Source organism: Bradyrhizobium sp. CCGB12 (assembly GCF_024199845.1).
Taxonomy (GTDB): Bacteria; Pseudomonadota; Alphaproteobacteria; order Rhizobiales; family Xanthobacteraceae; genus Bradyrhizobium.
The window spans coordinates 3,106,879-3,120,080 of record NZ_JANADO010000001.1; the positions used below are offsets into that span (position 1 = coordinate 3,106,879).

The window sequence follows — 13,202 nt, forward strand, 5'->3', positions numbered from 1 at the left end:
AGGGGGAGAAGATGAGCAAAATCGTCATTTGCGGCGGAGGCGTGATTGGATTGAGCGCGGCGACCATGCTTGGTCGCGACAGCCACGACGTCACGGTCCTGGAGGCTGACCCGGCAGGTCAACCTATGGCCTCCGCCGAGGGATGGAACACGTGGGAACGTCCCGGAGTTGCCCAATTCAGGCAACCTCATAACCTCAGTTCGCGATTTCGGATGATCAGCGATCAGGAATTGCCAGGGTTGACGGAAGGTTTGCTGCGAGCCGGTTGCGTTTGGGTGGACTATCTCGACAGCCGATTCCTTCCCCCGGCTATAACGGACAGGACACCGCGTCCGGGCGATGAGGCCATTCGCTTCGTCACTGGCCGGAGGCCAATTGTAGAATGGGCCGTAGCTGCAATGGCGCAAGCCGCGCCGAACGTGACTATTCGTCGGGGGACCAGGGTTCGCGAACTGATCACGGGCGCATCGGCGGTCTCGGGTGTGCCGCACGTTACAGGGGTACGCACGACATCTGGCGAAGAGATTCGCGCTGATTTGGTCATCGACGCCATGGGACGGCGAAGCGCGGCCTGTGACTGGATCCGCGGCGCGGGGGCCCGCAGTCCGATCGAGGAAGCCGAAGATAGCAACTTCGCCTATTTTACGCGATATTTCTCGGGGCAACAGCGGCCTCGGAGGATGGGACGCGCGCTCACCCCGATGGGCTTGTTTTCGGTCCTTACCCTGGACGGGGACAACGACAGCTGGTCGATCACCTTGTATACCTCGTCGAAGAACAAGGCGATGCGAGCCTTGCGTGATACGGCTACATTCCATCGCGTCGTCTCCGCATGCCCGCGGCAAGCCCATTGGCTCGACGGCGAGCCAATAACGCCCGTCCTTCTGATGGCGGGCGTTATCGACCGGTACCGGCGGTTTGTCATCGATGGTCAGCCCGTCATCACGGGATTCGCCGCCGTCGGCGATGCATGGGCGTGTACTAACCCGTCCGCCGGACGGGGCTTGAGCGTCGGCCTTCTGCACGCGCAAGTGCTCCGCAATGTTGCTCGCCGACACATCGACGATCCCGAAGCGTTCGCCCGGGAATACGACGCTGAGACCGAAAGCCAAGTCGGTCCGTTTTATCGCAACCAGATCGCCGCGGACCGCGCGCGGATCGCTGAGATGAACGCTCTGGAAAAGGGCATGCCGATGCCCGCACCCAACCCAATCATGGCCAAGCTTCTCGTTGCCTCGTCCCAAGACGCAGACGCGCTCCGTGGCATGATTGAAATCGCAATGTGCGTTGCGCTGCCTCAGGATGTCATTGCCAGACCGCGTGTGGCCGCAAAACTGGCCGAATTGGACGGCTATCAATTGCCACCGGATCCCAGCATCATCGATCGACATCGGATGGCAGCGCTGCTGGATAGCTGATCAAAACGAAGCCAGACCATCATTCCCGCGCGTGGCATCGCGAGCGGACGCGGTTGCGATAAGGAAACGCCCTACGCCCTTCGCATCAGCCTCAGCGAGGCCGCTGCGGCCTGTGCGCATGGCCAAGGGAGGAGGTGAGACCATGGTCACGAATGCTTTCTCGGACCTCACGCGGCTGATTAACGGCTATCAGATTTCGCAGGCCATTCACGTCGCGGCCCGGCTTGGCATAGCCGACCACCTTAGCCACGGGCCGTTAAGCAGCATCGAACTTGCTCGGCTCAGCGGATCGCATCCGAGGACACTTTATCGGCTCTTGCGGGCACTAGCTTCAGCCGGTGTTTTCCATGAGGCCGAGGACAGAACGTTCTCGCTCACTCCGATGGGCGAGTGTCTTCGTTCTGACTCGTCGACTCCACTCGACGGCTGGGCCGCCTATATCGGCCGACCTTATGCCTGGCAGGCTTGGGGCCACCTTGAACACAGCGTCCGCACTGGCGAGAACGCCTTTCGGCACCTCAACGGTCAGAGCGTATGGGAGTATCGCAGCACCCGTCCAGACGAGAACGCGATTTTCAACCGTGCCATGACGGCCAATTCTCGCGGCGCCATCGAGGCTACCATCGCCGCCTACGACTTCAGCCGCTTTCGTCACGTCGCGGACATCGGGGGTGGTCAGGGTCAACTGCTGGCGGGAATTCTCGCCGCAAACAAGGCCCAGCGCGGAACGCTGTTCGATCAGCCGCACGTCGTCGGCAAGGCCGCCGAAGTTCTGAACCAACATGGTGTCGCCGACAGATGCGAAATCGTTGGTGGCAGCTTCTTTGAAACCATCCCGGAGGGTGCTGACGCCTATGTGATGCGGGCGATCATCCACGATTGGGACGACAAGGAGGCGATTTCTATTCTGAAGACCTGCCGCCGCGCTATGACGGCTGAAGCCAAATTGCTGCTCGTTGAACGTGTCGTGGAACCACCGAACGAGGGGCTAATTTCGAAATTCAGTGACCTCAATATGCTTGTCATGCTCGGTGCGCTGGAGCGGACCTACGACGAGTATTCCGCGCTGTGTCGAACGGCCGGATTCGAGACGCGCGGCACGGCTCGCGCCGGCTCGCACTTCCAGGTCATCGAGGCAGTTCCCACTTAGGCCGAACGTGTGTGGAGTTTTGCGTTCACGGCCGGAGGGGCACGCGTCACATAGGGTTTTGTAACCTGACGTCTGGTTAAGGCCCCGTGGCAGAACGACGCTTGAGCAGTTGCCAGATCGGCTGACAGCGATAGACCCGACATCGGCCGGTGCAGCTTCACACGGCTGCTTGTGACCCTGGCTGTGTGAGAACTCAAAAATCGAAACTCGACAAGGAATGATATTTTTCAGTTCGATCTCTAAGTTGAATCCGCTTGTGCGTTGAGCGACTAAAACGGTCTTGGACGAATAACTTCTTCTATCGCGATTGAGCGTCTTCGCGTTTTCACACAGCCAAGACCCTAAGCGGACGTTGGCGTCCGCTTTCGTTGCCCAATGTCGGCGTGGACTCCTGCGTTGTCGTCGCGGGCGGCGCCCGATCCGCCCGGCGTGGTGCCGAAACGCCGGCGGAATCCGCGTGCAAAATGCGTGTAGTCGCGAAAGCCGCAGGCGTAGGCAATATCGCTGAGAGGTTGACCTGTTTTCATCGACGCGCGGCGTTCAATCAGATGCGCCGCATGATCGAGACGGAGCGAAGATATGTAGTGACTGCATGTCCACCCACGGTTCGTAAACAGGCTCTGCAGATAGCGCAGCGAAATTCCCATCTCGGCAGCCACCTCACGCGGAGAGATGTTCGGATCGGCAAAGCGGTCCTTTATGATGCCGCAGACGCGCCCGAATAGTTTGTCGGTGTGGCGCGAGCCAAGCGGGGCGAGCGGTGCAAACAGTGCGCCAAGGAGATCATAGACCACCAGACGCATATAGTCGTCAGCCGACGCGACCGCCGGTTCTACATTGCCGACGGGGTCAAGAGCGAGTTGACTAAGTATGCGCGCCGCCTGCCCCTGCCCGCGACCGAGCGTGCCACCTTGCGGCTCGAAGCCGAGATGCGACACCAGCTTCTGGCGTGGCAACTGCAAGCCAAGCCATTGCGCTTGCTGGACCCCAACGGATGTCACGGGTCTCGTGGAATCGAGCAGGACGAGTTCGCCAGCAGCGGCATTTACAATCCGGTCGTTCTGAATGATTGTCGATCCGCCCGTCAGCTGAGCTACGACGAAGTAACACTCCATGTCATCACGGCGAATGTCCCGCTCCGTCCGGTCAACTCGGACACCGTCGCAGGCGGAATCCACCGCAGCTAACCCGAAGACGCGCCGCGGGCGTACCCTGCCCGTGAAGATATTGGTTCCGCGAGCAGGACTAAAACAACAAAAATTCTCGCGCATTGCAGCTATGTAACCGTCATAATCCAATTCTGGAGCGCTGAGAAAATCATCGTTTGGCTGCACCATCGACTCTCCATGGAAATCATTTATCAAACGCAACGTTAGGTTTGATAGCTGCCTGCGCCGAAGCCACGGGCAAACGTTCGTTAGGTTGGCATGGTCCCCAGACTGGTGCCGCTCAACTCCGCGTCACGCCCCCTCACACTTCCGAGATCGTGTCAAAGCCGCGCGGCGCAAAGCGCGCTAGTACGCTCGATTGAGCGCGAGCGCCTCGCGACACCTGAGGTCGTCCGTCATAAGTGGGCACAGCGATGTCGCCTATTGGCCCCTTAGCCGAACCATGATGATCCTAGTGTGATGTCGCCTATCGGTAGTAGATCGGACGCCGGGCGACGCTTGCCTTAACCGTCGCTTTTGACCCGAAACAGAAATCGCTTTCGCGAGGATCGAAATCCGGGTCATTGCGGGCGACCATGGCGTTCCACCACGGACGACCGCCGCTTAAGTTCCAGTAGTTACGGGTCCATCCCCCGACGCCCGGCGCGGGCGTCCTTGGTGGCGGCGGCGTGCGCACGAACAGCTGATCATCAAGGTCCCTTTCGGCCGCTCGCCCCGAAGGGCCAGCATCGCGGCAATGGCGGCCAAACAGGCGAATTTTCGAAGCCGCGGCGTCTGATCAGGCATCGAATTTGCGCAGCGCGGCACAAGTTTGCACTGCCATCAGGTCGACGGTTGTGCTCTCTTTGGCTACGCAATCTGTCGCTCATCATTTCAACCCCGGCCCCAGGTCGGCTTGAGAGGGAGCGTTGCTCCGGCGTTGATCCCCACGATTCGCGCCGGTCGCCTTGTTCATGAGTTCACCTTGGAGTGACGGCCATGGTGCAGAACGTAGTAACGGGATTGGTCGTGGTGGCCTTGATTATCATGGGCGTGCTTGCCTACGCGCAGAAACATGAGGGGTGCTTGCGCGGGCGCTCGCTCCAAACCTTCCAGCCCTGCGGAGCACCTGGCGTTGACATTTAGCGCTGGCCGCGCTGCGGCCAACCTCGCGCGATTTGGTGCCCCGGCAATCCTGGTCGCCTATTTCCGCCTGTACGGGCCGAGCCGTTCTTCAGCCGAACGTGGGGTCTTGACCAACTGGAGCGACTGATCAGGCGACGCGTTGAACTTGCTTCCGTCGGTGGTCGGTCGAAGTCTGCTCTTGGACCCAAAGGCGACATTGGATGCTAGAGGAGCAATTCAGAGCGAACCGACCTTTGTGGCGAGCATGCCTCCTGAATGTGCGCGCGTACTTACGTCAATTCGGTTGACCGAAAAGACGCAAACGACCCAGAGCGTCCACCTCGATGCGTCGCATTTTGGCGCAGCATGTGAGTCCGCGGTGAGTGCAGCCACAGTCTAGACGTGATACCTACGTGTTGTCGTCCTCGGCGGTGAGGAACGCATGAAGTGGCGGAATTTCATAGCCGGTATGTTGCTTGTGGTCACGATCCCGCATGCACAGGCACAGCAGCAATCCAAAGTCTACCGGCTCGCCATTGCCGCTCCTTCAACGCCAGTCATCGAGATGAAAGAGGAAAGCGGACATTCGGTACATCAGCCGTTGTTCGAAGAGCTGAAGCGGCTTGGTTACATCGAGGGACGCAATCTGGTGGTGGAGCGCTATTCGGGTGACGGGCGATCCGAGAACTATCCTGAGCTTGCCCGCAGGGTGGTCCACTCAATGCCCGATGTAATTTTCGTCATGACCGGCCGCTTGACCCGGCATTTCAAGCAAGCGACGGCCGCTATTCCGATTGTTGCGTTGACGGGTGATCCGATTGCGTTAGGGCTCGTAAACAACTTGGCGCGACCAGACGGCAACATCACTGGTATTGTCGTCGATGCAGGGAAGGAGATTGAAGGCAAGCGCATCGAACTCTTGAAGGAGATGGTGCCAGGGGCATCCCGGCTAGCTTACATAACTCCACAGGTGATGTGGGAAAGTCGCTTCGGTGCGGAAGCGCGTGACGCGGCCCGGCGCGCAGGACTTTCGCTCCTCGGCCTCCCACTCGAAAGCCCCATTCAAGAAGCGGAGTATCGACGCGCCTTTGCGTCGGCCGCCGCGGCGGACGTGGCAGGGATCATTATGCCAGATATCGAAGAGCACGTCACGTATCGGCGGCTGATCGTCACGCTGGCCGAGCAAGCACGGATGCCCACGATATACTCGTACCGCCAGTTTGTTGAAGCAGGAGGTCTCATATCTTATGGAGTCGATCTATCTAGCCTTAGCCGCCAGGTCGCTAATGACATCCATCTAATCCTCAAAGGAGCTAAGCCGGGCGACATTCCCTTCCAGTTGCCGACCAAGAACGAATTGATCATCAATGTGACCGTTGCGAAGGCGCTTGGCCTGACGATCTCTCCCTCGCTACTCGCCCGCGCCGATAAGGTCATTGAATGAGCCGCCGTCTTCTGCTCATGACCCATTAGCGAAACAACGGCGCGTCTGACGGTGGTCCGCTTATTACGTTGTGGCGGACTAGATTTGCTTGTCCCGAGTTCTTCGCATTTCGACCCTCAGCCGAATCGGCTACCGGCGGTGAACCGGACGCGGGGCTGGTTTTCTCTCGATTGCCGCTTTTGACTCGTAGCGGACTCTTTCGTTCATGAAAAATTGAGCACTTGCTCGGCTCGCGGTTGACGGACTATCGAACTGCAACCAAAAAGGTAGGGCTCCTCAGTGGAGCGAGGCAAATGGGACATGCCCGAATTTGGACGTAGGCAAGGCCGGGAGACGGGCGATCTAACCCGCGCCGAAACGTCCGACGTGATGAAGTGGGTTACTTCCTCCGTGGTCGTGGTTTTGCTGATAGCGGGCTTCTTCGGTTACAGGGTGTTCCTTTACCCCGCCAATTCAGATCCGCTCCTGGAGAAACGCGAGTCCTTTGCAGAGTGGGTACAAAGGGGTGCGTTTAGGGAAGATCCACTGCAAGAGCATCCCTCCCTTAACACCTCGGTGGTTCCGATCCCTTTTGGTAACAAGGTCTACAAAGTTCCGCGCAACTATCTTGTGGATTTAGATCGATCAAGTGTCGCCCCCGACCCTCGAACGACGACATTCGAAATTCGCGTCCTGCTCCCTGACTTGGCGCCCAGAAACGCGAACAATGCCGATAGGTTTGTAGAGCATCCGTATCGCGATGGATTCCAAGATCAGGTGATTGCAACGATCCGAGGGGGACAGGAGGAGCTGGATTTGTCCGAACGAAAGCTTCTATGGGATCGTCGGTGTCAAGAGAAAGGCCGAGGCACTTTCCGAGCAGTCGCTTCTGGTTACAAACTATGTGAGGCAGATTCCGATCTGTTTCTCAAGGATACGGCCGACGGACCCCTGATTTTCGCCTGCAATAACATCTCTGACAAGAATCCTTACTGCACTCTCGCAGAGCCCACCGGCGCGCAATACGGCGTTCTGAATTTGGAGTTCAGTCGTGACTACGTTTACCAAGCAGGTGAAATCAGGAAAGGGTTTCGATCGCTCTTGGACTCTTTTGCCGAAAATTAAACTTGGGTTTCCACCAACTCCGTACAAGCGCGTTGTTGTTAGCTCCTGGCCCCGCTTCGCGGCTTTTGGCACAAGGATAATGCCTAATGTACTTCCTCGCTGCCTGTCTGATCGTGGTAGTCGCGAGTGCCGCGATATCGCTTCGTCGATCCAGAAATTTATCACAGCACCCTCAGTGGGCTACCCCGGCCCAGCGGCTCGCAACACGGCGGCGGGCGCTTTTGCCGACAATCTGCGCGGGCTTTTGTCTGCTAGTGCTGCTCGGATTTCATCATTTTCAGCACGAGCCAGAACTTGGTCCCACCGCGGTGACCTATCTCATGATGCTTGCTGCTTCCTTCTTCGGTGGTTCATTTCTTGGCGTCATTGGCGGTATGGATTGAGGCGATCAACGCAAGGCAAAAACGCGCCAGACCATGGCAGCCGACAAGCTGCCATGTGTTTGGCGTCGTCCTGTTGATGTCCGCTTTTGGTCGATTTTGTTGAAAAAGTCGACGCTTGCGCCGATTGATCTTCGCTGATTCAGTCGTCGCGAGAGGACTGAATCATGATGGGACATCAGCTGGGTGAGCAGGCTGCGTTGTTCTACGAGTTTTCGCTCGAGCGGCACATTCCGAGCGATCATCTGTTGCGATCAATCGACAGGTTCGTGGACCTCGATGGGCTGAGGCGAGAGCTGTCACCCTTCTACAGCACGATCGGGCGTCCCTCGATCGCCCCCGAGCTGATGATCCGGATGCTGCTGGTCGGCTACTGCTTCGGTATCCGATCGGAGCGTCGCTTGTGCGAAGAGGTCCACCTCAACCTGGCATACCGCTGGTTCTGCCGCCTTGGGCTCGATCGTGACGTGCCCGATCACTCGACCTTCTCGAAGAACCGACATGGCCGCTTCCGCGACAGTGATCTGTTGCGACAGCTGTTCGAGGCCGTATTGCGCCGCTGCATCGACGAGGGGCTGGTTGGCGGAGAAAGCTTTGCAGTCGATGCCAGCCTGATCAAGGCCGACGCGAACCGGCAGAACGGCGTCGAGGGCGAGAAGGGGTTGCCCCCACAAGCTGCAAGCCGTGCCATCGACGAGTATCTAGCCGTCTTGGACGATGCGGCTTTTGGGGCCGCGACCGAGATCGTCCCCAAGTTCATCTCACCGGCTGATCCAGCCGCACGCTGGACCGGCGCCCATGGCGGGCAGGCTTTCTTTGCCTACTCTACCAACTATCTGATCGATGTGGAGAACGCGATCATTGTCGACGTGGAGCCGACCACGGCGATACGGCAGGCGGAAGTTCTCGCTGCCAAGCGCATGATCGAGCGAACCGCGAAGAACTTCGCTCTCCACCCGTCCAGACTCCTCGGTGATAGTGCCTATGGTTCAGCCGACATGCTGGGCTGGCTGGTCGATGAACACGGCATCGAGCCGCATGTGACCGTGTTCGACAAATCGGCACGCAAGGACGGCACCTTCGCACGGGAGGACTTCAATTATGATCCAGCCGGCGACGTTTATATCTGTCCTGGCGGCAAGACACTGACCACAACAGGGACACGTGTGAATGATGGCGAGACGTTGCTTTATCGAGCGAGCAAGGCTGACTGTGACGCTTGTGCTTTGAGGCCACGCTGCTGCCCGAACACGCCTGCTCGAAGGGTGCCTCGTTCGATTCATGAGGGGGCCCGCGACATGGCGCGGGCGATTGCCAACACCTGGGAGGGGCGAACATCAAGACGACTGCGCAAGAAGGTCGAAATGTTGTTCGCTCACCTCAAACGCATTCTCAGGCTGGACCGACTGCGACTACGTGGACCGAATGGTGCCCGTGACGAGTTCCTCCTCGCAGCAGCCGCGCAGAACCTTCGGAAATTAGCTAAGCTGGTCCCAATGCCGCAGCCAAAGGCGGCCTGAGAGATGGTCGGTTCGCGCTGCAATTTGCGGCCGCCTCTGCCGCGAGACGGACTTCTTCAACGGAATCGGTCCATGGCTGACCGTAGCTCATAGCGCCGCGAAGTCCGCTTCCTGATGGTGACCCGAACAGTCCGTGCAAACTCGCCAAGGCCGCCTTTGACCCGAAGCGAAACTCGACGGAAACTTGCGGGCAGAGCAAACTTCGCTTTAACCCTTGGTTGCGCAAATTGCGATAATCAATCTGGGTGGCGTGTAAAGAAGCAAGAGCAGCTACATCGCGCGCTGGGTGGCCCTAAGAATTGGAAACTCTTGAGACAAAAAGTCGTCCATGAAGGCTAAAGTAGCTCTTCTCTTCGTGGTCGTAGTGGCCGCATTTCTTGCGGCGATCGTCGCTGCGCAGCGTTCGCCGGTCTTTCAAGCGCTTCGAGGCAATTGGGATTTCGTTAAATCTGTACAGCGCGAAACCGGTACTTACTATCGCCTAAAAGTAAAGCTGACCTATAAAGGCGAACCGCAAGACTTTGATATCGTGGTCACTTGCGGCGGACGTCAAATCAATTACGCGGATGGTGGCCGGACGTCAGAGCTTGGGGTCACGCCGAGTGTCTTTGGGCGACGAATGAGCGATGGCAAAGCGCTTATCGTTCATCCGCCGGTGGCTTGCCGTGGTGAGACAACAGCGAACGGTGGAGTCGCTCCTGACTTGCTGCCGGCCGTCGTCGTCTTTGAGGATGCGGAGACGTTGGCCTTCGGCACTGCATATATGTCGGATGATGCTTACGACAGCCCGCTGTCGGTCTTGAGATTTGGCGGTGCTACGATTGACCGAGCCGACCGCGCTGCATTCGAGAAATTCCGGCGCGAACAGCCGAATCTAGTCAAGCGCTCTTCATACTGGACTCGAGCCGGTGCCTCAGCACTCAGGGACCGTGACTTAGCCGCAGCCCGCATCCCAATGGGAGTTGTTTGTTTTAGCTACGCCCGCTATCGGCTCTTCGGGCAAGGGAAAGACCGTGCGCATGAACTTTGGCCGGCCGAAAGGCCGCGGTTCTGGCTGCCCGCCACGCAGCAAGATAGCGAAGCGATCCATCCATTCACTTACGCTAAGCCCGTGCTGACGGATCATGATGAAGCGACGCCGTATCCGGCCAATCAAGTCATGCAGCATGAATTTGTATCTATGCTAGGCATGCCCAGACGTGGCCTGGATCGCCCAAAAAAGCACACGCGATTCATTGCGCCCTCTTATTACCCGGATATTGGCGGCTGGATCGCATTGCCGTGGCCTCCAGACGCCGCGACACGCGCGGAGACCCTACTTCAAAATGGACCGCATGTTGGTGCAAGCATCGATTTTCGCAACGGCGCAACCAGAGGATTTGGATACTGCCGACCGACGGTCTCGGAATTTCCAACCGGTTTCGAGTATTCCGATCCCTATACGAACCCGTCCGTTCCCTACGTGCGTTTGCCTCAGGTCAACTTTATCGATGGGGTTGAGGTCTCCGGCCGGTCCAATTGGGGGCCCATTGGCCCGTCACTGGTCGTCGAGCGCGATGAGTTTGTTTATCGGCCATTTATCTTCGGGCTCGCATCATTATGGGGCGATGTCTGAGGCGACATAGAAATCCACTGTCGTCCGCTTCTGGGGCCCCTAGCGGACATATGTGGTTGCCAAGATCCTAATTGAGACTGGGAGTTTCCGGCTCAATGAGGAAAAGGTCCGTTGAAGCAACGCGAGTACGGTCGCTTTCGTGATAGATGCTGGACAAGTTCGCCGACAATACATCTTCGCATTGGCTGGGCCACTGATCGGATGGGCGGTGTTGTGTGTAGTGCTCGGACTGCCAGGCTTGCTAGTGTTCGGCACCTTGTTCGGTTTACCGTTCATCTACCTGTTTGGGCTCCCCCCTGCAGTCCTCATCTATTGCGTTGATCGCGAGATGATCGATAGATCACTGCCTCTTTGGTCGAGGAGTATCGCTTGTCTGCTCTCGGGCGGTCTGCTCTCGATTGGTCTACTTTACTTCGTTCCTCTCCCGCTGGGTCTTCATAGCCCCGGGATTTTGCTCGGAAGTCTGCCCGGAGCCATTGCCGGAGTCGCCTGTGTCGCTTGGGGAGGAAGGTGATACAGCGAGGCGGGCAAGGCAGCCTCTGGCCCCACGGCGGACATCCAGATGCTTGGCTTGAATGTCGCCTTCTGAGGGCAGACGCGACGGAATTATCAGCAACCTACGCCCTTCGCATCAGCTTGAGCGAGGCCGCCAGCCGCAGGCTGCGCTTGCCGGCGAGCGCGATTCCTTCGAGCTCGCCACTGTCTTCCGTACAGGTTCCGGAGAAGCCGATCCCGACCTCGTAGCCGCCGAACACGGGATTTTCGTCCTTCGCCGGCGTGTGCTCCTGGTTCAGCATCTCGCCCTTCCAGCGGCCGTCCGCCGAGGAATAGGAGCCGAGATAATAGAAGAACGCATCGCCGCCGAGGATGCGGCCGTCCATCAGCAGCATCACGCCGGAGAGGCCGGCGTCGATGCCGTCGAGCGCACGGAGGTGGATGGAGTATAGCCCGTTGACGATACCGCCGGGGCCGACAGTGCCGCGCGGCGGCAGCGCCTCGTCGTCGAGCGGCGCGAGATTGGCCCAGAACACGCTGCCCGGCACTGGCTCGGCCTTGCCCTCGAACAGGATCGTCGACCCTTCCGTCCTGCCGCGCACCTTGATCGCGGCGACGTCGGTGCCCATCAGCGGCTTGTAATTGGGATCCTCGTTGTGGCGCTCGGTGATGACATTGGCCTCGATCGCGCCGTCGCTGACCTCATAGGTCCCGAGATGCGCGAAAGCGGAATTGCCACCCAGCATCTTGCCATTGTGCATGCACATGATGCTACGGCCGAAGGCGCCGCCAACGCCGTATTCAACCTTGTAAAGTCCGTCCAGCAATGTCTTGAACCGCAAAATCGGAAAAGGATCGTGGGCTACCTAGCATCGTCGCTGCACTGGAGCCACCGGCTTTTCAGCGCACGTCCCCTCGCGGGAGGGCTCGCCGACACGATGCCATTATGCCCCTGTTTTGCCCGACGGGTCAAATTGATTTCGCAAAATCCGTATGTTTGCGATTTCAATGACTTGGCTACTGTGCATGGGGTTGTTTTGCGACTTTTGTGTCCCGGTGTCGAAAAGGTTGCACGCGCCTAGTGACGCTTGAAGTACTGCACTTCGCGCTCGTGCTTCTCGGCGGCCGCACGGTTCTTGAAGGTCCCGAGATTGCGGCGCTTGCCGGTCTTGGGATTCACCTTGCGCGAATAGAGGCGATATTCGCCGGATGCGAGTTTGCGGATCATGGTTGCATCTCCCGGTCTGCCCATGGCAACGACCGGCGCAGGGTCAAGTTCCCAGCGAGCCCTATCCGATCGCGGCCGGCTTCGAACCTGCCGCGGCAAGCGCGCGACCAAGCGGCATGGATACGTCGCAGCCATCGGCCGAGGACGAGATCAGCGCAATCATCGCCAGCGCCGCGAAACAGCCGCTGCTCGATGCAGCCTACGCGCTCTGGCGCCAGCGCTACCGGCTGGGCACGATCGAGGGCCGTCCGACCGCCGAAGAGATCCGCATCAATCGCACCCTCACGCCGGAGCAGTTCAGCGCGAAATACCGCAGCGAACGCGACCACGCCCATGAAGGGCCGATGTTCGGTTATTTGAAGCGCGCCCATCCGCGCGCCGACGATCAAGCGATCGGAGAGGCCATCATCACGGCCGTCAAATTCGAAGACGCGTACAACAAGCACTTCGACTGGAACGGCGATTTCTGGGATTGCGTGGTGCGCGCGGTGGCGCAGGCCGCGCGAAAATATCCCTTCTATCTCGAGACCACCTATCGCGACGCCCGCAACGATCTCGCCTACTACATGAAGTGA

The 13,202-nt window shown here is 58.8% G+C and carries 11 protein-coding genes; 8 read left to right on the top strand and 3 right to left on the bottom strand.

Annotated elements, in window-relative coordinates:
* The first annotated feature begins 11 nt into the window (after positions 1-11).
* Positions 12-1,418 (top strand): NAD(P)/FAD-dependent oxidoreductase, encoded by a 1,407-nt coding sequence (locus tag NLM27_RS14940; protein WP_254144029.1) that lies wholly within the window; start codon positions 12-14, stop codon positions 1,416-1,418.
* Between the two features lie 142 nt (positions 1,419-1,560).
* Positions 1,561-2,568, top strand: coding sequence for an acetylserotonin O-methyltransferase (locus NLM27_RS14945; protein WP_254144030.1), 1,008 nt, complete (start codon positions 1,561-1,563; stop codon positions 2,566-2,568).
* Positions 2,569-2,909: 341 nt separating this feature from the next.
* On the opposite strand, the gene NLM27_RS14950 is transcribed toward NLM27_RS14945, so the two are convergent.
* A complete protein-coding gene (locus NLM27_RS14950) occupies positions 2,910-3,905 on the bottom strand; it encodes a helix-turn-helix domain-containing protein (protein ID WP_254144031.1) in 996 nt (331 codons plus the stop codon).
* A gap of 1,378 nt (positions 3,906-5,283) precedes the next feature.
* Between NLM27_RS14950 and NLM27_RS14955 the strand changes: the two genes are divergently transcribed.
* The 5 genes from NLM27_RS14955 to NLM27_RS14975 all read left to right on the top strand — a co-directional run bounded on the left by NLM27_RS14955 (position 5,284) and on the right by NLM27_RS14975 (position 10,904).
* On the top strand, positions 5,284-6,285 hold the full coding sequence (locus tag NLM27_RS14955; RefSeq protein WP_254144032.1) for an ABC transporter substrate-binding protein: 1,002 nt from the start codon (positions 5,284-5,286) through the stop codon (positions 6,283-6,285).
* Between the two features lie 300 nt (positions 6,286-6,585).
* Complete coding sequence (locus NLM27_RS14960) at positions 6,586-7,389, top strand: hypothetical protein (RefSeq protein WP_254144033.1); 804 nt, start codon at positions 6,586-6,588, stop codon at positions 7,387-7,389.
* Positions 7,390-7,475: 86 nt separating this feature from the next.
* A complete protein-coding gene (locus tag NLM27_RS14965; protein WP_254144034.1) occupies positions 7,476-7,772 on the top strand; it encodes a hypothetical protein in 297 nt (98 codons plus the stop codon).
* A 164-nt stretch (positions 7,773-7,936) separates the two neighbouring features.
* Positions 7,937-9,289: a transposase gene (locus NLM27_RS14970; RefSeq protein ID WP_254144035.1), complete on the top strand. Its 1,353-nt coding sequence runs from the start codon at positions 7,937-7,939 to the stop codon at positions 9,287-9,289.
* A gap of 328 nt (positions 9,290-9,617) precedes the next feature.
* A complete protein-coding gene (locus tag NLM27_RS14975; RefSeq protein ID WP_254144036.1) occupies positions 9,618-10,904 on the top strand; it encodes a hypothetical protein in 1,287 nt (428 codons plus the stop codon).
* 617 nt (positions 10,905-11,521) lie between these two features.
* Here NLM27_RS14975 and NLM27_RS14980 read toward each other — a convergent pair.
* Entirely contained in the window at positions 11,522-12,226 is a 705-nt protein-coding gene (locus NLM27_RS14980) for a GrlR family regulatory protein (RefSeq protein ID WP_254144037.1), read from the bottom strand.
* A 251-nt stretch (positions 12,227-12,477) separates the two neighbouring features.
* A complete protein-coding gene (locus tag NLM27_RS14985; protein WP_254144038.1) occupies positions 12,478-12,627 on the bottom strand; it encodes a hypothetical protein in 150 nt (49 codons plus the stop codon).
* A 116-nt stretch (positions 12,628-12,743) separates the two neighbouring features.
* Between NLM27_RS14985 and NLM27_RS14990 the strand changes: the two genes are divergently transcribed.
* Positions 12,744-13,202 (top strand): hypothetical protein, encoded by a 459-nt coding sequence (locus tag NLM27_RS14990; RefSeq protein WP_254144039.1) that lies wholly within the window; start codon positions 12,744-12,746, stop codon positions 13,200-13,202.